Source organism: Endozoicomonas sp. ALB032 (genome assembly GCF_049310125.1).
Classification (GTDB): Bacteria; Pseudomonadota; Gammaproteobacteria; order Pseudomonadales; family Endozoicomonadaceae; genus Endozoicomonas_A.
In genome coordinates, this window is record NZ_JBLYNW010000001.1 from 113824 (window position 1) to 136261 (window position 22438).

Consider the following 22438-nt stretch of genomic DNA (forward strand, 5'->3'; position numbering starts at 1 on the left):
CTTGTAACAAATAACCGCTAAAAAAGCCGCTTTTATCCTCCAACCTCAATTGGCAACAGAATTCATGACAGTTAGATAAAAAAAGCATTATGCTATCCGTACGGGTTATCCAAAGAGACTGATGACCTGGCAGCCTACCGGCTAATGGTTTTTCCGGCAGGTTAAGAATCCATCAAAGCAGAGCGGCTTATGATTGATCCTATGGTGCTCTGCGACGTAGAAATGACCCAGAGAACTCATTAGTTAACGGCAGGCCTTAGTGAAAAAGCTTAAACTTTCAACCAGTCAACTCATTGCGAAACAGCCGGTCAAAGAACTTGGGTTCAAGTCCACCGACGATCTTGAGAAATATGCGGGTATCCTCGGCCAGGAAAGAGCAACCAGTGCCATTCAATTCGGCGTAGCCATGCACCGAACGGGCTACAACATCTATGTGATGGGGGAGTCCGGTACAGGCAGGATGTCCTACCTGAGAAAATATCTGGAATCTGAAGCCAAGCTCCAGACGCCACCTGACGACTGGATTTATATCAATAACTTCGACACTCCTCGTGAACCAAAGATTTTGACGCTTCCCGCAGGAGCGGGCGAGCCTTTGCAGAAAGATTTTGATCAGTTTGTTGACAGTCTCATGCTGACCTTTCCGGCAGCGTTTGAAAACCCGACCTATCAGCAAAAGAAAAGCGTTATTGAGCGTGATTTCAACCGAAGCTATGACCACGCCATTGATCAGATTGAACAGGAAGCCCTGAAACGGAACATTGCCTTGTTTCGCGAAGCGGGTTCCCTCAGCTTTACCCCTATGCATGAGGGTAAGGCGATGGACGAAACCGAATTTGCCCAGCTCCCGGATAAAAAACGGTCCAAATTCAATAAAGACATCAGTGAACTGGAATCAATACTGAACGACTCACTGGTTGAACTTCCGCAATGGAAAAGGGAATCCAACGAGAAACTACAAAAGCTCAATCAGGAAACCATTGACCAGGCCCTGGAACCTCTGCTCAAACCACTGAATAAAAAGTACAACAATCAGAAGTCGGTGCTGGGGTATCTTGAGGCCGTTAAAAATCACCTGCACCGCACCGTTATTGATATTCTTGCTGATGACCGCAACATGGAGTCCAAGGATGACTCAAGCAAACGACAGTCACTGGTTGAACTCTATGCACCCAACCTGCTGATTGGCCATTCTGCCAGCGGTGCTGCACCCGTCGTGTATGAGTCTCACCCTAACTACAAGAACCTGTTTGGTCGTATTGAATACGCCAGCGAGATGGGTGCCCTGGTGACCAATTACCGACAGATTTGCCCTGGTTCTCTGCATAAAGCCAATGGTGGCTACTTGTTGCTGGACGCTAACAAGTTGCTGGAAGAACCTTTTGTCTGGGAAGCACTAAAAAGAGCCCTGAAACAGAAAGAGCTGACTATTGAATCTCCCTACTCAGAGATGGGGCTGCTCAACACCATTACCCTGAACCCGGAGTCCATCCCTCTCAACATCAAGATCATCCTTGTCGGTTCCAGAGATATTTATTACCTCTTGCAACAGCTTGATCCGGATTTCCACGAAATATTCAGAGTTCTGGTCGATTTTGATGACCGAATTACACGAGACAGGGAATCGGTACATGCTTTTGCCCAACTGTTAAAAAACCGTGCAGATGATGAAAACTACCCGGCCCTGACGGCTGCGGCCGTTGCCCGCCTCGTCGAACACAGTTCGAGAATGGCTGAACACCAGGGTGAGATGTCTGCCAGGATAGGCGATCTGTTCGACCTGCTGGCAGAAGCAGACTTCATTCGTCGTATGAGCCGTGGCCGCAAGATCAACAACGAACATATTGACCGGGCCCTGGCCGCCAAGTCTGAGCGCACCGGACGTGTCAGCCAACAGATTCTCGACGAGATGATTGAAGGCAGCATCCTGATCGATACCAAAGGAGAAAAGATCGGCAAGATCAACGGGCTCACTGTCATGTCTATCGGGGATACCAGCTTTGGTTCTGCAGCCAGAATTACGGCAGCCGTCTACCCGGGATCCCAGGGGATTGTCGATATTGAACGGGAAGTCTCTCTGGGTCAGGCCATTCATTCAAAGGGGGTTATGATCCTGACTGGCTATCTGGGCAGCAAATACGCCCAGAAATTCCCTCTGGCTATCTCGGCCAGCCTGACCATGGAGCAATCCTACGGTTATATTGATGGTGACAGCGCCACTCTGGCTGAACTTTGCTGCCTGGTGTCCGCTCTGACCAATACGCCTATCAAACAGGGTTTTGCCGTCACCGGCTCCATGAACCAGCATGGGGAAGTTCAGGCAATTGGCGGTGTTAATGAAAAGATTGAGGGCTTCTTTGATCTTTGTAACGCCCGTGGCCTGACAGGTGAGCAGGGCGTCATTATCCCTGCCACCAACCTCCGAAACCTGATGCTCCACCAGAAAGTGGTCGATGCTGTAAAAGCAGGCAATTTCAGTGTTTATGCAGTCAATCATGCTGACGAAGCCATGGAGCTTCTGACCGGTTGCAAGCCTGGCACACTGAACAGTCGTGGTCAGTACACAAAAGACTCCATCAATTACAAAGTTCTGGAGCGCCTGAAAGAAATTTCTGAACTCTCCAAGGAAGGCAGCTGACACCAATCGCGCTTGACCGACTTTAGCTGGTCAAGCGCGAGAATCATCGTGCCTTATCCTCGAAAACTTGCGCATAATTTGGATGGATAGATATAGCTACGGCGTCTAGGCTTCCCTTCTAAATTTCTTTGGAAGTTCAGAACATGATTAATCAGCAGTGTTTGTTGACCCGATTCATCGCCCCAGTATTCCTGTTACAAACTCTGATTCAACAGCTCGAAGCGTCGACTCAATCTCCAACGGTCTCCTCTTCTACACCCCTTACGATAGTCGACTGCGACTCTCTGCTTGACCCCAAGCCCCTCCTCTCAGAGCATTCGACGGTGCTTCAGCAACGGCTAAAAATGGATTCAGCACTTGTTAACAAACGACAGTGTACTATTCTCAGTGCCAAACCGACCGAGAATTTAAATGAGTTGATAGAACGGATACCTGAGAACACTGTTATACTGCTCTCCTCTGAAATGGTCATGCCAATGACACCCTCTCCATCGGATAGCTCTTTACATACGACAGCACCTGTTGTAACTCCGGTTGAATACTTTATTAGCAGTGCAATACGTTTGAAAAACGGTCAGGACATTATTGGAGCAGCCGAAAATGGTTTTGATATCATCATCAGGGATCGACCGGGATATAAAGACAAATATATGGTCAGGATCGGAACCACTGACAATTTCCAGCCTGGTGAAACAAAAAACAGCAATATAAAACACGTTAATTTTCAGCCAGACCGAGAGAATAACCACCCCTCAATTGACTCCATTGTTTTTGCAGAGTGCTACAACCGGAAACTGATTTTAGAAGGGAACATTTTTCATCTTCCCATCCGTGCCGCAGTTGTCCTTGACTGCAGAAAATCTCTGGATGCGTCTGCCAATGGTGAGATCCGGGGTCCGGGCTTGCAGTTCTCTGTCAACCTGATCACAGGTGAAAAATACAGCACGATTAACAACCACTATTTCCCACATTTAATTCCGGATCATGGGATATTTATTAATCTTCCCGAGATCAGCAACCAGTCAGAGCCATTAGTTGTCAAGTCGAACAGTTTCATCGGCAATATGGCAGAAGCGGGTGAGTTTAGAATAGCATCTGGAAGCAGCATGGATATTATCAGCAACGAAGTCGACATTTCCAATGTCGGCTTCAGTCGTCACGACCCTGCTCGCAAAGGTGGTTTTGTTCTTACCGGAGATATCGAAGGTTCCGAAATAATCAAAGCAGGACTTCCACGTTTTTACATGATTGCAAATCATATCGGTGTAACATGGACAGCTATAACCATTTGGGGAGGGCTTGAACTGAACCTGGTTTGTAACCATCTGCAAGCAGTCAATCCATGGTGGCAACCCCTGAAACCATTCAGCCTGAAAGCAGTTCACAAATCACTGGAAGATCTTGGCGAACAAAAACTGTCAGAACATAAAGTACGAGAACTGTGCGAAAGACCTGTGAGTTCCAGCATTGTCATGTCAACCCCCACACGCAACCCGATGGTGAATACATGGTCTGCTATCAACGGTTCCACTCTTTCTGCCTGCAGAGGACTGTTCAACCTTGAAGGCAAGCTATTCTTTGACACAGAAATCTGCCAGCCAGTCGCCCCACCCTATGATTCCGGAGCAAGCTCAAACCCCGGTACAAAAATAGCCCAGGATAAAAGCGCACTCAATAGTTCATCTGCGAGAGCCACTGCTGTTATCTTTGCTTTGAATGCTACTGCTACCTTTGTTTTGAATGCTGTTATTATCGTTACTTTGGATTTCGCGGTCTGTCTGACCGCAATCTTGGCTCTGTAACCTGAATTCAATCGTCTCTGCGATTTCAGAGCAGGGGCGATGGAGTCTGAACTGCGTCAGTATAGAAAACAGCAAGCTACTTATACCTATTCTTTAGTGCACCACGCCCAAACCCGACAAGTGGCATTTCTCTATCCATGTGCGCTTCCGTCATAAATCCGTAATATATGTGGCTTACTCTGCGTTGATTAACACTGTTTTGGAGAGGCGGTGATTCGATACATTACCTCTCTCAAAGAATTGTCGCACAACACCTTATATGCTTAAAAAGACATTGATTGCCCTGGCTGGTCTGACCGTTTCAGCGTCAGCAGCCTGGTCCTTTCTGCAGCCTGAGCCCACTGTTAGCCTGGCTGAAAATGATAAAAGACTGTTTGATCTACAGGTTCACTGGGTTCAAGGTAATGTCGTTGCACTGGTCAGACACGCTGAACGCTGTGATCGCTCCGACAACCTGTGTCTTGATGGGGAAACCGGTATCACCGTTCCCGGCAAGGCAGAGGCTATTGCCGTCGGCCAGAAATTTAATCACTTACCCGAGCAAACAACCATCGTCTACAACAGCCCTGTCAAACGAACCCACCAGACTGCTGACCTGATGTTTGGTGAGGAAGCGACCATTACTCAAAACTGGCTTCGTGAAGGCTGTAAAGAGAACCTTTATAGCGATATTTTCAAATACAAGGAAGAAGGCAAAAACCTGATTCTGGTGACCCATAGCACCTGTATCGACAAGTTAGGTGAAGCCCAGAACGATGATCTCGTGGTCATGGACATACACGACAAGTCTACATACAACGCAACCATCTTCCTTGCGGTCAATAAAGAAGAAAAAAATGCCCACACCCTGGGTTATCTTTTTGCCGATGAATGGGACGAGGCGTTTAACGAGAGTTAAGCCATGAATTTTGCCGGACTTCAACAAGTCCGGCTCCATTCTATCGATACCTGGCCGCAGTGATAAACTCGCCAAAGGTCTCACACCAAACGACAACAGTATTGTATGAATTGATATTGATATTGATATTCGAGGGGACAGTTACATTGACATCCTCCCCGCCGTGAAGAGGGTGTCGCAAAAGGGTATGGTCAGCAGGATATATCAAGATCGTCGTTCCCGCGCAGGCGGGAACCCACCACGAACAGTCGATCTCCGCCTTCGCGGAGATGACGGTTTGAAGCTTGAAGCGTTTTAATTGACCTTTTGCGACACCCTCTCAAAGTACGGGGTTTTACGCTCATTCGATAAATGTTTTCATAGCTTTTACCGTGTCAATCGCTCAATCAGAACAGCATGCTCAGGGAAGCTATTCAACAGCTGCTCAGCTGAAGGCATTTCAAAGTCCGCAAAGTCAAAGCCCGGAGCAACGGTACAACCAGAAAGAACGTACGAAGAAGGATCACTTACCTCTACCGCAAAAAAACAGCCTGCAGGTACTATAAACTGTGGAACTTCACCATCCAGAATGGTGCGTCCGAGCCTTGCAGTGGAATAGCTTCCTTCCGGATCAATAATATGGATAATCAATGATGCACCGTCATAGAAATGCCAGACTTCATCTTGCTGAATTCGATGAAACGCGGAAAAATCCTTACCCTCCAACAAATAATAAATAGCCGTCGAAAAGTTTCGTTCTCCTGAAAACCGATCCGGCAGACTACCATGGGCTAATACTTCATCAGAGCGATAAGTTTCCCGAAAAAAGCCGCCTTCCGGATGAGGCTCAAGCGACAGCGTTTCAATCCAGCCGTTCGCATCCTTCACTGTATGCACCTCCCTTTGATGGAAAGCTTTATAGTGAGTCAACCAGAACAATTCGTAAAGTCAAAACGCTTTCACTTTTCAGAGGCGGCGCCGCACGACTGCATGGATGCAGGAGCTAGAGCAACGCAGGAGCAGTTGCCGACGACTGCATGGATGCAGGAGCTAGAGCAACGCAGGAGCAGTTGCCGACGACTGCATGGATGCAGGAGCTAGAGCAACGCAGGAGCAGTTGCCGACGACTGCATGGATGCAGGAGCTAGAGCAACGCAGGAGCAGTTGCCGACGACTGCATGGATGCAGGAGCTAGAGCAACGCAGGAGCAGTTGCCGCGTAGGACAGTCTATTCCCGGTCAGCCTCCTGAAATACCAGGCAGAGGCTTAGTTAAAGACAGAATTTGAATTAATCAGGGAAAGTTTAACTGCGCTCACCACCCTTGCTGCAAGCGCTATGTTTTCCAACAGTCTGCAAAAATAATAAAAAAGTGCTACGTTTCGGGGGTAGTTTTCGAAGTCACTAAACCTGAATCACATGAAAAATCACAGAGCAACTTTAATATGTCGAATTATTTTTATTATTTCTGTTTTTTATTCATATAATGCCAATGCATCACTCAACAGTGCGGTCAATAGCTTAATCTCCCTTATTGACGAGATAAGATTAAAACAACATCAATTAAATCAATCAGACACACCTATTTCTTCTGATTTAGAGTTAAATAACAATATTGCATTAATGAGGATATATCACGCATCATTACTTGCCAGACAGAAACCAGGCACAGCGTCTTCAAAAGACATCTTTATAGAAGAAACAAAAAAACAAATTTTTCGTCCCCTCCCTGATGCTTATGCTCAATTTATCATGCAAGTTTTAACTGGGCTAATGTCGTCTGGTGAAGGGGGGAGTTACTTTACATTTCATGGGCATAAAGAAAAATATGGTATTCCACAATCTGAACTTTTTTTTGAAATAGACAGCTTCAATGACGAAGAAATCTCCGAAAAAACAAAAGAACACTTATCAAAAATTTACGAATCATTAAAAAATGATCAGGTTTTTTTAACAACATGCACTAATTTTGACTTAGAAAGTGAGTATAAAACAACTATTGAATTAATAAGCACAGCATTACATTAACATTTAAAATTCAACAAAATATAAGTATCACCTCTAGGAGCCTGACCGAGAATAGACTGCCCTACTGCGGCGGCAGCAAATTGGTCTGAAAATCCGCTTTTGTTCGTCAAATAGCTCGCTATTCTCCTCACAAAACCGAATTTTCATCCTCAATTTTCTGCCGTCCTCGCTACGGGCGCTATTCTCGGTCAGGCTCCTAGGGCGGATTCAAGAGAGAAGAAAAAACCATCATGTTACTGAATAGGTAAATCTGATAAATGAGAGCCACTGATTTTGACAGTTGTTAATGAAATACAACTCAGCCACCAGCTGGCTCTCATATCATTTTTACGATCGAGCCGTCGTTACTTACAGTGGCCGAAAATAGTGCACATTGAGTACTCAGTAGTCAAGTTGGATGGTTCAGGTGTTGTGGATTTATTGACCAGGTTAACTTCTTCTTGGTTAACTTCGTCCGAATTGTCTTCGACCGGATTAATTTCGTATAACCAGATTTTTCCCTCAACCCCGGCCACCGCCATCAACTCACCGTCAGGACTGAAGCTGACGCTATTAACTGTTGATTTTGGATCTTTGATAGAATGTTCTATGGACCACCCATATCCCTGTTTCGATAAAACACTAACATATCCGGAGCCATCATTAATGTCGCTTCCACCTACGACCAAAAGAGACCCATCATTATTGAATGCCATACTGGTTGTGAAACTAGTATCCAGGTAGACAATATCCTGATTGAACATACTGTTGCCGGAACAGGGTGAGTATTCTTCAGATATCATAGGAGTAAAAGACGTTTGATACGGATCTCCTGGTTGACAAGTTCTATTATCTATAAACCTGATTCCACCGAAAGCAGTTGGGGTTGCCAATAAATAACCATCTGGACTCGAAGCGAAACCTCGATAAAACCTTCGTTTTTTCATTTTGGAAGTTTTCACAACTTCACTGGTTGCAAATTCATCGTTTGAATGAAAAGTTTTTATCTGAGAGAAAGTCTTGACAGCCAGTATGTTTTTATCGGAAGTAAAAGTCATTTCAACTGGCTCAATATTATTAATCGTACCAGTGTGCAGAAAATCACCCTTCAAACTGTACACTTTTACATCATGACTGCGTGCAACCGCAAATAATGAACCATCGGAGTTGAAAGAAAAAGGTGGATTCGGGCGAAAATTATCATCAAGCTCATGCACATGCTTGAGTATAAAACCTTTATGGGCATCATAAAATCTGATGACCTTCTCGTTCGTAGATACCGCCAACAATGAACCATCGGGGCTAAATACGGCATTGACTTTATCAAAATTTTCACCAGATGGAATACGAATATATAAACGAATCAATGTATCCTTTTGTAATAGTTGTACATGAGCGGTATTCGAAATATGCTTATGTTTGCACGATACTCCAGCTGCCAGCCAGGAAGCGTCATGATTCCATGAAGTTGAGTGCACGTTACACATAGAGCTCTGACCATCATAGGGATTCACGAACTCAACGGGAGGATTCGCGTTCATTTCAAGGGCCAATTCAATATCCACTTTTTTTGGTGGCTCCTGCGCAGACGTGTCAGCATTAAGTCCTGTAATAGCGACGCAGGACAGTCCAGCCAGCACTGAACAGTTAATCATTTTTCTCCAATAAGACTTCATAATAAGTTTCTCCATTTCGTTTTAATAAAAAAATCCATTTAATCAGGACTCCTTAATTATTTGACCAAGAAACTACAGGTAAGTTCCTTCATTTTCCGAATGATTTTTATTAGAAATTCAAGAATATTGACCATGCAATACGTTTTAACAGGAATTAAAAATCCAGAAGGAGTACAACCGGTTGCTTAAGTACTTACAGGTCATTTTGGCTCATGGTTTCGTGACAGGACAGTGATTGACGCATCCCTGCCAACAACGAATGAAGACGGAATCAGGAATCGGGATTCAGGACCTGAAATCGCGAATTTGGAAAATTCTGTCAATGCTGCCTAGAATTTCAGGATGTCTGAATACAGGACTCTCTGATGCGCAAAAATCTAACGTTATTGAGCTTAAGACAGGGTAAGTTTGCCATCGGAACCTGGCTACAAATGAACAGTTTTCATGCAGCCCGGTTGCTCGCTGGCCAAGGCTTCTTCCACTGGCTACTGCTTGACCTGGAACACACGCCTTACGACTATCCCACTGCCGCCATCATCATGTCGACCATATCTGATATCAGTGACGGGCGTATTACCCCTCTTGTCAGAGTACCGGTTGGCTCCATTGAACATATTAAAAGCGCTCTGGATTGTGGTGCACAGGGCATTATCGTGCCAATGATAAATACCGCTGATGACGTTAAACGAGCAGTCGCCTATGCCCGCTTTCCTCCTGATGGCAAAAGAGGTGGAGGTGGCTTGGCCCCACACCTGGGTTTTGGCGTCAATCGCCCACAATATCTGAGTGCAGCCAACCAGGAGATTCTTGTCGGAATCCAGATAGAAACGAAAGAATCCATTGATAACCTCGACGAAATATTAGATGTGCCTGGTGTAGATCTTTTTTTCATCGGTCCAAATGACTTACACATGTCCCTTGGATTACCCGCCAGGTTCTGGAGTGATGAGCCCACTTTTGTCAGTGCTACCGAGAAAGTCATCAAGGGTTGTAAGAAACGCAATATCCCGGTGGGAACGTTATGCCGTGAAGCATCCCAGGTCAAAGAAAGGATGCAGGATGGGTTGACATTTCTGGGCATGGGCAGTGATGCTCATTTCATGTTAACGTTTGCCGGTCAACAATACGGCCAGCTAAATAACCTTGAAGAACCAGCAGAGACCTGGTGTAACAGCGTTAACCTTTGAGCCTGACCCCATGCTTACCTGTCGCACGCTACATGCTCCTGACAAACAGGATGTTGTCATAGTCGGTGCTGGCCCCGTTGGACTATTGGCAGCAAAATTTTTGGCTGAGTTGGGATTTTTTGTACATGTACTGGAAAAGAATATCAACACCGAAACTACTAATAATTGCAGAACCATCAATTTGTCAATTTCACCAAGAGGTCTCAAAGCACTGAGAGCAGCAGGGCTGGAAACGGAATTCAAAGATATTGCGTTACCGATGGACAGTCGAGCCACTCATCGGAAAGGCAGACCCATAAGTTTGACAAAATACGGAAAAAATTCCTGGTTCAACTATTCAGTAGAAAGAAGTCAATTGCATAAATTATTATTAAAATCAGCGAAAGAGACTCGCAATGTATCAATATGTTTAAATAGTGAGTGCATCAATATTGATAATTCACAAAAAAAGAATAATGTGACTTATATTCAGGCTGGCAAGAAAAATACCCTTGAAGCTGATGCCGTCATCGGTGCAGATGGTGCAAAATCCATAACTCGTAGTTTGATGGCAAAAAGAAACTCTTTTAAACACCAATTTTCATTAATAGATTCTACTTATAAAGAAATTACCATCAAAGAAAAAAACAATTCCTGGGCCATTAATCCAGGTGCCATCCACATTTGGCCTCGCAAGGACTTTTTTATGATTGCGCTTCCCAATTTAAACCACTCCTTCAGAGCTAATTTATTTCTACCCTCAATGGGGAAAATCAGTTTTTCATCCCTCGATTCACCCAAAAAGATTGAAGATTTTTTAAAAGCACAGTTTCCTGACATTTACCCATTCATCAAAGAATCCGGGAGTGAGATATTGGAGAAACAGCAAGGATATGTGTTTAAAGCAGAGTGTGACCGTTATGTTTTTAGAAATAACATTTTATTGATCGGTGATGCTGCACATGCCATCGTTCCTTTTATGGGGCAAGGAGTCAATCTTGGCTTTGAAGATTGCCAATTCTTATTTGATACTCTGAAAAAATACAGCAATAACCTCGATCAAACATTTCAAAAGTTTAACGATGACCGACAGCCTGAAGGATTTGCTGCCAATGTACTCTCGGAACGTAACTACCAAGAGCTGACTGACGCAAAAACCTCCCTATTTAACCTGACCGTAAAAGCAGTCATACCAATTATTAGAAGGCTGTTTCCATCACTGTTACCCCCCCCAGCCATTACCATGGTCAATTTCTTAGATCTCTCATATAGCGAAGTGTTAAAAAAAATCAACCAACGTCATTTCTTTTAGCGGCTATTTCTGAGAAGCCCGCCCGCAAGGTATGACTGCTAAAGGAGGATCACAAACCACTGTCTTATAAAGAGTTCAGGACTTCATTCTCACAGGAATTCTTTTGCTCCCCCAGTCACCGGGCAGCTCTTCAAAAACACCGGCCACCTTTTCACCGCATTGATGGCAGCAACCCGACTTCAGGTTCCAGACACCCATCTGATACCAATCTCGCTCAATCAACAATTGCCCGCAGTTATGACACCAGGTACTCCCCCCCTGACTGTCGTGTACATTGCCGGTGTAGGCATAACGAATGCCTTTTTTGATCGCGATATTTCTTGCCCTGGTAAGGGTATCAGCGGGTGTGTGAGTGTGCTCCATCATTTTCCAGTCAGGATGAAATGCGGTGAAATGTACAGGCACATCAACACCCAGATGTTCAACGATCCATTCACACATACTGTTAAGCTCATGATCAGAATCATTCTCTCCGGGAATCAGCAGAGTGGTTATTTCAAACCATACCTTTGTCTCATGCTTTAGATACTTCAGAGTCTCCAGCACGGGCTGCAAAGACCCGCCACAAATCTTTTTATAGAAAGACTCAGTGAATGCTTTCAGGTCAATATTGGCTGCATCCATACATTCAAAGAAGGCTTCTCTGGGGGCTTCACAGATATAACCGGCACTGACGGCGACAGAGCGGATACCCTGCTCATGAGCGGCAAGCGCAACATCTCTGGCATACTCCAGAAAAATAACCGGGTCGTTGTAGGTAAAAGCCAGACTTCTGCAGCCCGTTGCCAACGCAGCCTGAGCCAGCTGTCCGGGCATGGCCTGATCGGCCAGAGTATCCATTTCCCTGGACTTGCTCATATCCCAGTTCTGGCAAAACTTGCAGGCAAGATTGCAACCTGCCGTGCCAAATGACAACACCGGAGTGCCGGGTAAAAAGTGGTTCAGTGGCTTCTTTTCTATGGGGTCAATGCAAAAACCGCTGGAGCGCCCGTAACTGGTCAACACAATCTGATCCTGATGCCGGGCTCTGACAAAGCAAAGCCCCTGCTGGCCTTCTCTTAACTTGCAGGCTCTGGGGCAGACATCACACTGAATTCGACCATCTTCGAGACTGTGCCAGTACCCAGTGGGAAAATAGTCAGGTGGAGATTGACGAATTCCATTCATCATCACAGTGCCTCGCTCGGTTCGCTGACTATAATTATAGGGCCGTTCATCCGGGGGGTAAGCTCAATGAATATTCGACAACCCGCTGTGTCTGGTGTTTTCTATCCCGACCAGCCAGAACTGCTGAAAACCGTTGTCAATAATCTGATGTCCGAAGCCACTGAGAGAGAACTGTCGCCTAAAGTCCTGATCGTACCTCATGCCGGATACGTCTACTCCGGAGCTGTTGCCGCATCCGGCTACAAACAGTTGAAGACCTACCGCAGCAAGATTAAAAGAGTGGTATTGCTGGGTCCTTCTCATCAGGTTGCGTTTGAAGGGATAGCCCTTCCGGACTGTGAAGCCTACTCAACCCCCATGGGAGATATTCCGCTGGATACCGATACAATCAAAAGTCTGAGTCGGTTCAATCAGGTACATACTCTGGATGCAGCTCATGCCAATGAGCACAGTCTGGAAGTCCAGTGCCCCTTTCTGCAGAGCACCCTGGACAATTTCACGCTGATTCCTCTGGTCGTGGGTGATGCCTCCCCCTTCGCCGTTGCCGAGGTTATAGACTTTCTCTGGGGCGGCGATGAAACCCTGATTGTCATCAGCTCAGACCTCAGTCACTATCTCAGCTACGAAGAAGCCAACCAGCGTGACAGTCTGACGACCAAAGCAATAGAACAAATGAGCGGGTGTCTGACCGGAGGACAGGCCTGCGGCAGCTATCCTCTCAACGGTATGCTGAAAATAGCCCAGCGCAGAGGCATGGAAGTCGTGACTCTGGATGTCCGAAACTCCGGCGATACGGCCGGTGATAAAAAACGGGTCGTCGGATATGGAGCCTATGTTATCCAGTAAAAATTGCTCGAGTCGATATTACCAGATGTGCACTTATTTACTGTTCAAGAGACTGGCCATAACATGAAAGGATCGAGTCAGATGGATCTGAATCTCACAGAACTGGATAAAAAAAACCTGTTACGTCTGGCCAGACACACTATTGCCAAAATCTGCATTGACGGTGAACCACCCAAACTTGATTTAACTCAGTTTCCAACAACATTGCAGGTCCATCTTGCTTCATTTGTGACGCTTCAAAAGTTTGGCGAACTCAGAGGCTGTATCGGCACACTGATTCCTCAAAAACCCCTGATAGAAGATATCGCATACAATGCTTTTGCCAGTGCGTTCAGAGACCAGCGTTTTTTTCCTGTCACCGAAAATGAGCTGGCCGATCTGCGTATTGAAATATCTATCCTGACGCCCATGACGGCTATGAAGATTGAAACTGAAGAAGATCTTCTGGCGCAGTTACGCCCGGGAATTGATGGCCTGTTGATCCAGGGGGATCATCACAAGGCCACGTTCCTTCCCCAGGTATGGGAACAACTGACCGAACCTGACCAGTTTCTCCTTCACCTCAAACACAAAGCCGGACTTCAGCCTCATGAGTGGCCCGCAGATATGGAGTGTTTTTCTTATCAATGTCTCAAATTCAAAGAAGATTAAAACAACAAAAAGAGGATCATAATCATGTGAGCAAAACGAGAATACAGGAGCCATCCCTGCCTCTATCAAAAGTCACCGTCGCTCTTCAATAACCACCAGTGAATTTGCTTCCATCTCAACCCAGCCCCGGGTAAGCAAGGCTTCCCTGGAAAAAGGTGATTCCGAACCAGTATCCAAAAGGCGGGTCCAGTACTTATGGGGTTCGACCTGAGGCAAAGTCACTTTTCTGGACTGCGCTTCATTATTGATCAAAATGTAGAGGTTTTTTTCATCCTCAGAGTTGATCACTGAACTCAGCTTGATACAGAGACAACCCCCACCCAGTTCTCCCAGTTGTGCTTCCGTCAGCTTACTGCCATCCGGCGAATACCAGGCCGTAGCTTTACGACCACCGGCACCACCCAGCAGGAAGTGAGTCTTACGAAAGGATATCAGCTGCCGGACAAATGACTGTAAAACAGCACCATCATCTTCACTGCCCTGCATCCAGCTCCAGTCCAGCCAGGATAAGGGTGAGTCCTGACAGTAGGCATTATTATTACCCTGCTGGCTGTTACCGAACTCATCTCCGGCCATCAACATTGGCGTTCCCCGGGAAAGCATCAGTGTTGCCAGCATGTTTTTTCGAGCCCTCAACCTTCTCGCTTTGATATAGTGATCTTCCGTTTCTCCCTCTACGCCATAATTCCGCGAAAAGTTGTGCTGGTCACCATCCCTGTTCTCCTCGCCATTGGCATGGTTATGACGCTCCTCGAAGGAACAGAGGTCGTTGAGGGTAAAGCCATCGTGGCTGCAAATGTAGTTGATACTGGCTAATGGACGACGTTTACCAAATACATCTTCAGAACCGGTTATCCGCCAGCCCATCTCTGCCAGCCTTCCCCCATCGCCACGCCAATAAGCTCGTGTACTGTCCCTGAAACGATCACTCCACTCCTGCCACGCCTGTGGGAATCCGGACAGTCGATAACCTTCGGGGCCAATATCCCAGGGTTCTGCAATTAATTTAGTGCGGGAAATAACCGGGTCTTGATGTACAGCGCGGAAAAAGGCGCTGTCAAAGCGGAACGCTCGATGCTGTCTGGCAAGTGCAGGAGCAAGGTCAAAGCGGAAACCATCAACCTGATATTCTTCTGCCCAAAGACGCAACGCATCCATGGTCAGCTTCAGGGTCTGGGGACTGTCAAAATTCAGAGTGTTGCCACAACCCGTATAGTTGACGGCAGACAGACGACCATTATGATTGTCCATCAGATAGTAATCACGTTCTGCCAGGCCACGCATACTCAAGCTGGGACCCCCATAACCTGATTCACAGGTGTGGTTGTAAACCACATCCATAATAACCTCGATACCCGCCCTGTGCAGCTCACGAATCATAGTCTTCATTTCACTGACCGGGTCCTTGATCGCCAGTGAAGGTTCCGGAGCCATCATACAGAGAGGGTTATATCCCCAGTAATTCCTGAGTCCCATATTTTCAAGGCGTTCTTCATTGACCATAGAGGTCACCGGAAGCAACTCAATTGCGTTGACTCCCAACCTTTTGAGGTAGTCAATCACACTGGGATGGCATAGCCCCAGATAAGTGCCTCTCAATGCTTCCGGTACGTCCGGATGCTGCTGTGTAAACCCTTTTACATGCAGTTCATAAACGATACTGTCGGCTCTGGAAATAGCTGGCTTCTGAACGGACTGCCAGTCGAAAGTCTGTTCTCTCACAACACTTCGTGGCATCAAGGCGGCACTGTCCAGCTCACTCTTGAGCCACTGTTCAGCACTGTTTGCCGATGAAAAACGCTTTACCCTGTAAGTATTGTCTTCAGGGGGGGTATGCCACTGGTAGTCAAATAACGCTTCTGACCACTGGACCTTTCCCCGCACTTCGCGGCTATAAGGGTCCATCAATAGTTTGTGACTGTTAAACCGGGGAGAAATAGAAGGCGACCAGGCTCCTTCGGCACGAAAGCCATAACGCTGACCGACCTCAATACCTTTTACCAAAAGATGCCACACCCCCTGATCAGAAGGCATCATTGCCAGCCTTTCTTCCTCATCATTCTGGCTGAACAGGCAAAGGTAGAGTTGACTGGCATCAGGGGCATAGATGGCAAAGTTAACACCTGTTGCTTCATGATCAGCTGTTGGCAGGAAATCATCATTTACCCTTGTTGCCCCTTGCAGCTCGGGACACCCCGCAGAAACAGAAATATCTGTCATCACAATCGTTTTTTTCACTCACGGCTGTTGTCGTTAAAAGTTATGGTCCTGTGAAATGGGAAGAGCGCGAGAATCCGGAGCAAGAAACAGGGTCGACAAAGGAGGTAGTGTGACCAAAAGAGAGTGATCATAACTGTGGGTGTGAAAATGCTCGGTATAAAGTACCTTGCTGTTAGCAACGCCACTGCCACCAAAGCTCTGTGCATCGGAATTCAATATTTCTTTCCAGACACCCTCGATGGGTACTCCAATCCTGTAATCTTTCCTTACTTCCGGTGTCATATTGGCCACGACTATAACCGGAGAACCTGAAAAGCTTTTTCGAATAAATACAAATACACTCTGCTGCTGATCGTCAGCCACCACCCAGGCAAACCCATTCTGGTCATAATCGGACTTATACAGCACAGGATAAGACTTATACAGGTGATTTAATGTTTTAACCAGAAGACTGAGCCCCTGACTGTAATGGTTTTTATTGAGCAATGCCCAATCCAGCTGGCCATCATGATCCCACTCCCGGGTACTGCCGATCTCAGAACCCATAAACAGCAACTTCTTACCGGGATGCCCGAACATAAAGCCCAGACAGGCACGCAAGTTAGCGTACTTTTGCCACTCATCTCCCGGCATTTTTCCCAGCAGACTGCCCTTACCATGCACCACTTCATCATGAGACAGCGCCAGAATAAAATGTTCGCTGTAGTGGTAGGTCATGCTCTGCATCATTTCCCAATGATGATGGTATCGATAAATGGGGTCACGGGCCATATAGCCGAGGGTGTCGTGCATCCACCCCATATTCCATTTGTAGCCAAAGCCCAGCCCCCCGTCGTAGGTAGGCATGGAAACCTTGGGCCAACTGGTAGATTCTTCGGCAATCGATATCTGATCCGGGTAGTGCAGATAGAGTGTTTCGTTCAATTCCTTCAGGAACTGCACCGCTTCAATATGCTCATTTCCACCCATGCAATTAGGCTCCCACTCCCCTTCGCTTCTGGAATAGTCGAGGTAGAGCATAGAAGCCACCGCATCCACCCGCACACCATCCAGATGAAAACGATCCAGCCAGTACATGGCATTGCTGATCAAAAAATCCTTTACCTCCGGTTTTCCATAGTCGTAGATATGAGATTGCCAGTCGGGATGCCAACCTCTTTTGGGATCAGCATATTCATACAGGGCTGTTCCATCAAAATGACCCAGACCGTGGGGGTCGGAGGGAAAATGAGCAGGTACCCAGTCCAGAATGACACCAATACCAGACTGATGGCAGGCATCAATAAAGGCTTTAAAATCATCCGGATTGCCAAAGCGGCTGGTAGGAGCGAACAGTCCCACCGGTTGATAGCCCCAGGAGCCTGTAAATGGATGTTCCATAAGGGGCATCAGTTCAATATGAGTAAACCCCATCTCGACAACATAAGGGATTAACTGTTCGGCCAGCGCCTTGTAAGTGAGGCTTTTACCCTGTTCCTGGCGCCAGGACCCCAGGTGTACTTCATAGATACTGACCGGCCTGTCCAGACAGGAGTGATGCTTCCAGTGACAGTCTTCCCACTCATAGTTCAGGTGATCGTAAACAATGGAAGCATTACCGGGTGGCTGCTCGGCATAGTAGCCATAGGGATCGGCCTTGTGAGGCAGTAAATCCCCCTGCTGGCTGCGAATTTCATATTTGTAGAGATCACCCGCCTTCACATTCGGGAGAAAGAGACACCAGACCCCGTCGTCCGAGCTGGCCATGGGGTGAACTCTGCCGTCCCAGCCATTAAAACTGCCCACCAGACTGACGCTTCTCGCATGGGGTGCGTAGACCCTGAAGATCACCCCTTCTATGGAAACTTTCTCCTCAGGGTGCAACGAAACCAGGTGCGCGCCCATATAACGATAGTTTCGATAAGGCTCACGGTGAACATGACTCAGGGTGTAAGACTGAAACTGGTAGGGGTCCATTAATGTATACGACTGATGATCTTTATTTGTGATCACCAGTTGATACAGAAAAACAGAACAGCATTCTGGCGGTACCAGCTCGAACAATCCCGGAGCGATCTGAACCATTTCACCTATGGCTTCGCCGGAAGTAAAGGCGATGACACTGACAGCACTGGCATCTGGCCTCCAGACCCTAAGCAACAGGCCGCCGCCTTCAGGACGCTCATGAAACCCCAGAATATTAAACGGCTCGGCACAGTGACAATTCAGCAGTTGACCGACCAGCGCTTCGACAGAATCAGGCATACAGGGAACGGCTTCTGTTTATTCAGTCTGAGGTATTATAGGAGCCCACTCAAAAATCGACAGGCTCCTGAAAAAAATGCTCTAAAGCAGCGAATCACTATAAGAAGTGGCTCATTCAGGAGTGACTCGCTGCTTCCAGCTCAGGCCATATTCCAGATGATCTTGCTGTAATCCTGAATAGACCGGTCGGATGAAAACTTGCCCATTGAGGCCGAGTTGATGATGGCCATTCGCCACCAGAGTTCCGGCTTTTTCCAGGTTTCAACAATGCGATCATGGGCATCACTGTAGGCCTGATAATCCGCCAGTGTCAGGAAGTAGTCTCCCTTGTTCAGCAGGGCTTCAACCAGAGGCCGGAAGGCATCCGGCTCTTCGGGAGAAAGATCTCCGGAATCCAGCCAGTCAATGACACTGCGCAGCTCTTCACAACGGTTGTAGACATCCCGGGGGTTATAGCCACGGTGACGAAGCTCTGACACCTGTTCAACCGTCAGACCAAAAATAAAGATATTATCGTCGCCTACCTCTTCGGCAATCTCGACGTTGGCGCCATCAAGAGTACCCACGGTCAAGGCACCGTTGAGAGCAAACTTCATGTTGCCCGTACCGGACGCTTCAAATCCGGCCGTAGAGATCTGCTCGGAAACATCCGCAGCAGGGATAATTTTTTCCGCCAGACTGACTCGATAATTAGGCAGGAAAGCCACCTTCAGCTTATCTTTGATACGACGATCATTATTCACTCGTTCAGCCACCCGGTTGATGGCATGAACAATGGTTTTGGCCACTTTGTAGCCAGGCGCTGCCTTGGCACCAAAAATAAAGACCCGCCGGGGTACATCCAGATCCGGGTTATCCAGAAGTCGACGATACAGCGCCATGATGTGAAGCAGGTTCATTTGCTGACGCTTGTATTCGTGGAGACGTTTGATCTGGACGTCAAAAATGGCATCAGGGCTTACATCAACATCACAGAGTTCCCTGATAACTGCTGCCAGATGCTTTTTATTGTCATGTTTGATAGCCGCAAAGCGTTTCTGGAATGCCGGATCATCGGCATGAGCCTTCAAAGCATCAAGTTTGTAAAGGTCTTTTCGCCAGTCGCTTCCAACAGTCTCGTCGATAAGGACTGCCAATGCCGGATTGCAATAGTCCAGCCAGCGCCTTGGAGTAACACCATTGGTCACATTGACAATTTTATCAGGCCACATTTTATGAAATTCGGGGAACAGTTTTTCCTGAACCAGTCTTGAGTGCAGGGCAGCCACTCCGTTGACTTTGTGGCTACCAACAACCGACAGGAATGCCATACGAACCATCTGATCATCCCCCGGACGATCCGGCTCTTCGATAATGGACAGGCGACGTTTCATAGCGTCATCGCCCGGCCAGACTGCCTCTACTTCAGAATGCAAAAAGTGGTAGTTAATCATATGAATGATCTGCATATGGCGGGGCAGTACTCTGATAATCAAACTCTGAGGCCACTTTTCCAGCGCTTCTGGCAACAAAGTGTGGTTAGTGTAGGTAAACACCTCACGAGTGATTTCCAGCGCCCTGTTGAATGCAAAACCTTCCTCATCCATGAGGAAGCGCATGAATTCAGCCACAGCGATGGCAGGATGGGTATCGTTCAGCTGAATGGCGACCTTGTCGGCAATAGGTTCCAGACTTTCACTGTTTTCACGCTTGTAACGTTGGATCAGATCAGCCAGTGAACAGGCGACGAAGAAGTACTGCTGAATGAAGCGCAACTCTTTTCCCGCAGGATGATTATCGTTGGGATAGAGCACCTGACTGATGTTTTCGGCGCTGATTTCCTGTGAACGGGAATCCTCATAGCGGCCAGCATCAAAGCTGTTCAGATCAAAACCCTGAGCGGCACGACTTTCCCAAAGACGCAGAGTGTTAACAGTCTCTGTGCCATAACCGGTGACAGGCACATCCCAGGGCATACCTAAAATTTCCTGAGTATCTTCCCAGACCGCTTTACCAGCATGTTCTCTCACGGTGCCATAAAGTTTGACGCGCTGCTTGCGCTTGGCTCTCTCAATACCCCATGGGAAACTCTCCTCACGCCAGGCGTCAGGCGTTTCCACCTGTTTGCCTCCGGCAAAGCTCTGACGAAAGAGACCAAATCGATAGTTAATGCCGTAACCCATGGCAGGCATATCAAGGGTGGTCATGGAATCCAGAAAGCAGGCAGCCAGTCTTCCCAGACCGCCATTGCCCAGTGACGGATCAGACTCATACTCAAGAATATCAACCAGAGATATTCCCAGGCTGGCCATGGCTTGTTCTGTCTGCCTGAAGATTCCCAGATTGTGAAGATTGTTACCCAAAAGGCGGCCAATCAGGAATTCCAGCGACAGGTAATAAATGCGCCGGGCTTTGCCTTCACGCTCTCTCTTGCGTGTTGCGCGGATACGTTGCAGACCCATCTCACGAACCACCAGGCTCAGGGCTTCCCAATACTCTGCGGGCCCGGACTCTTCAGACTCAACACCCAGTGATTGTTGAAGATGTTCGACCACCCGCCGGGCAATCTCTTCACTGCCCAAAACGGGCATTGCATCATTTTGCCCAGCCTTGTTTGCACTCATGTTTTTCCACCTGCACTATCAACCATGAAAAACTTTTGGCCATGAGAGGCATTCAATCGTTGCCTACAATCAGGGCTGTTTACTTAACCAAACGTGATGGCATGACCTGTGGATAATTATAATTCTGATTTCAGGTCATTTCGGTTTAGTTGTCATTAATTCCTGCTCAGTCGGACGATGAAAAGACATTACGCCCTGTGTACGATTTCAACATTTATACGACAAAGATTGTTTAATAATGATACCTTCAGTTATTCGTTTAAACTCAGATGCCAAGCCAACCGATCCATAAACGAGGTGATTCTGTGCGATTTGGCATTGATGTGGGTGGCACCAAAACAGAGATTGTGGTGCTTTCCGATAGCGGGGAAATGATTCATCGGGAGCGACAAGCTACCCCAAATAATTACCCTGACTTTCTCGATAGCATTCAGGTATTAATCCGCGTCACTGAAAGACAGTATGGACCTGCCAGCCATATCGGTCTCTGCCTGCCGGGCGCTGTCAGTCCTGATACAGGTCGCATGAAAAATGCCAACACCCTCTACCTGATCGATCAGACTGTTGCGGAAGACCTTGAGCAGCGATTGGGTAGAGCCGTGAAGCTGGCCAACGATGCCGACTCCTTTGCCCTGTCAGAAGCAACCGATGGGGCGGCAGCGGGGGCCAGAAGCTGTTTTGGCGTCATTATCGGGACAGGCTGTGGTGGCGGACTGGTGTATAACGGCCAGCTTGTTCAGGGACCCAACGCCATTGCCGGAGAGTGGGGCCACAATCCTCTGCCCTATTACCATAACCACACCGACGGTCCGGACCAGAACTGCTACTGCGGCCGCAAGAACTGTATTGAAACCTTTGTATCCGGCACAGGAATGGCCAAACGTTTCCGTGAAGCCCATGGCTTCAGCGCCCGTGAAATTCCTGATGCAAAATCAGTGATGGCAAGAGTTCAAAATGCTGATCAACCGGCTATTGAGCATTTCAATCATTATGTGGATGCATTGGCCCGTGCGCTTGCCGGCGTCATCAACATTTTTGATCCGGAGGTCATTGTCCTCGGTGGCGGCATGTCGAATATCGAGGCGCTGTATACCGAACTTCCGGGAGCTGTCGCAAAGTATGTTTTCTCTGATCGGCTGAATACCCGGATCGCACCCGCCAAACACGGTGATTCATCGGGTGTCAGGGGCGCTGCCTGGCTTTAAATTAAATAATTGACATCCTCAGACAG

At 47.3% G+C, this 22438-nt stretch carries 16 protein-coding genes; 9 read left to right on the forward strand and 7 right to left on the reverse strand.

Translation table 11 applies throughout. The annotated features are described in order from the left end of the window. Nucleotides 1-259: 259 nt before the first annotated feature. The 3 genes from ACO6VG_RS00440 to ACO6VG_RS00450 all read left to right on the forward strand — a co-directional run bounded on the left by ACO6VG_RS00440 (nt 260) and on the right by ACO6VG_RS00450 (nt 5338). A complete protein-coding gene (locus tag ACO6VG_RS00440) occupies nt 260-2638 on the forward strand; it encodes a Lon protease family protein (RefSeq protein WP_422135079.1) in 2379 nt (792 codons plus the stop codon). A gap of 143 nt (nt 2639-2781) precedes the next feature. Beyond that, nucleotides 2782-4440 carry a hypothetical protein gene (locus ACO6VG_RS00445; protein ID WP_422135080.1) on the forward strand — a complete coding sequence of 553 codons (1659 nt, stop codon included), beginning with the start codon at nt 2782-2784 and terminating at the stop codon, nt 4438-4440. A gap of 259 nt (nt 4441-4699) precedes the next feature. After that, the gene (locus ACO6VG_RS00450; RefSeq protein WP_422135081.1) at nt 4700-5338 is read left to right on the forward strand and encodes a histidine phosphatase family protein; all 639 of its coding nucleotides are present in this window, start codon (nt 4700-4702) and stop codon (nt 5336-5338) included. Between the two features lie 40 nt (nt 5339-5378). On the opposite strand, the gene ACO6VG_RS00455 is transcribed toward ACO6VG_RS00450, so the two are convergent. Then, on the reverse strand, nt 5379-5546 hold the full coding sequence (locus ACO6VG_RS00455; protein ID WP_422135082.1) for a DM13 domain-containing protein: 168 nt from the start codon (nt 5544-5546) through the stop codon (nt 5379-5381). Nucleotides 5547-5704: 158 nt separating this feature from the next. After that, complete coding sequence (locus tag ACO6VG_RS00460; protein WP_422135083.1) at nt 5705-6205, reverse strand: cupin domain-containing protein; 501 nt, start codon at nt 6203-6205, stop codon at nt 5705-5707. A gap of 529 nt (nt 6206-6734) precedes the next feature. Between ACO6VG_RS00460 and ACO6VG_RS00465 the strand changes: the two genes are divergently transcribed. Further along, nucleotides 6735-7343, forward strand: a complete 609-nt coding sequence (locus ACO6VG_RS00465; protein WP_422472192.1) for a hypothetical protein — start codon at nt 6735-6737, stop codon at nt 7341-7343. 344 nt (nt 7344-7687) lie between these two features. Here the strand turns inward: ACO6VG_RS00465 and ACO6VG_RS00470 are convergent, their stop codons facing one another. After that, complete coding sequence (locus tag ACO6VG_RS00470; RefSeq protein WP_422138766.1) at nt 7688-8998, reverse strand: WD40 repeat domain-containing protein; 1311 nt, start codon at nt 8996-8998, stop codon at nt 7688-7690. 365 nt (nt 8999-9363) lie between these two features. On the opposite strand from ACO6VG_RS00470, the gene ACO6VG_RS00475 reads away from it, so the two are divergent. Both ACO6VG_RS00475 and ACO6VG_RS00480 read left to right on the forward strand, forming a co-directional pair. Next, a complete protein-coding gene (locus ACO6VG_RS00475) occupies nt 9364-10185 on the forward strand; it encodes an HpcH/HpaI aldolase family protein (protein ID WP_422135086.1) in 822 nt (273 codons plus the stop codon). Then, entirely contained in the window at nt 10142-11476 is a 1335-nt protein-coding gene (locus tag ACO6VG_RS00480) for an FAD-dependent oxidoreductase (RefSeq protein ID WP_422138767.1), read from the forward strand. Before ACO6VG_RS00475 ends, ACO6VG_RS00480 begins: the two co-directional genes overlap by 44 nt. Before the next feature lie 75 nt (nt 11477-11551). Here the strand turns inward: ACO6VG_RS00480 and amrS are convergent, their stop codons facing one another. Beyond that, on the reverse strand, nt 11552-12646 hold the full coding sequence (gene amrS / locus ACO6VG_RS00485) for an AmmeMemoRadiSam system radical SAM enzyme (protein ID WP_422135088.1): 1095 nt from the start codon (nt 12644-12646) through the stop codon (nt 11552-11554). 63 nt (nt 12647-12709) lie between these two features. Here amrS and amrB point away from each other — a divergent pair, with 63 nt between their 5' ends. Together amrB and amrA are read left to right on the forward strand one after the other, a co-directional pair. Then, complete coding sequence (amrB, locus tag ACO6VG_RS00490) at nt 12710-13489, forward strand: AmmeMemoRadiSam system protein B (protein ID WP_422472194.1); 780 nt, start codon at nt 12710-12712, stop codon at nt 13487-13489. Between the two features lie 81 nt (nt 13490-13570). After that, on the forward strand, nt 13571-14140 hold the full coding sequence (gene amrA / locus ACO6VG_RS00495; RefSeq protein WP_422472196.1) for an AmmeMemoRadiSam system protein A: 570 nt from the start codon (nt 13571-13573) through the stop codon (nt 14138-14140). A 72-nt stretch (nt 14141-14212) separates the two neighbouring features. Here amrA and glgX read toward each other — a convergent pair whose 3' ends face one another. The 3 genes from glgX to ACO6VG_RS00510 form a co-directional block, all read right to left on the reverse strand. Then, nucleotides 14213-16378, reverse strand: a complete 2166-nt coding sequence (gene glgX, locus ACO6VG_RS00500; RefSeq protein WP_422472198.1) for a glycogen debranching protein GlgX — start codon at nt 16376-16378, stop codon at nt 14213-14215. A 15-nt stretch (nt 16379-16393) separates the two neighbouring features. Further along, nucleotides 16394-18604 carry a 1,4-alpha-glucan branching protein GlgB gene (gene glgB / locus ACO6VG_RS00505; protein WP_422138772.1) on the reverse strand — a complete coding sequence of 737 codons (2211 nt, stop codon included), beginning with the start codon at nt 18602-18604 and terminating at the stop codon, nt 16394-16396. Nucleotides 18605-18744: 140 nt separating this feature from the next. Further along, nucleotides 18745-21207, reverse strand: coding sequence for a glycogen/starch/alpha-glucan phosphorylase (locus tag ACO6VG_RS00510; protein WP_422472200.1), 2463 nt, complete (start codon nt 21205-21207; stop codon nt 18745-18747). A gap of 305 nt (nt 21208-21512) precedes the next feature. Between ACO6VG_RS00510 and ACO6VG_RS00515 the strand changes: the two genes are divergently transcribed. Further along, complete coding sequence (locus ACO6VG_RS00515; protein ID WP_422472202.1) at nt 21513-22412, forward strand: ROK family protein; 900 nt, start codon at nt 21513-21515, stop codon at nt 22410-22412. Nucleotides 22413-22438 lie beyond the last annotated feature (26 nt).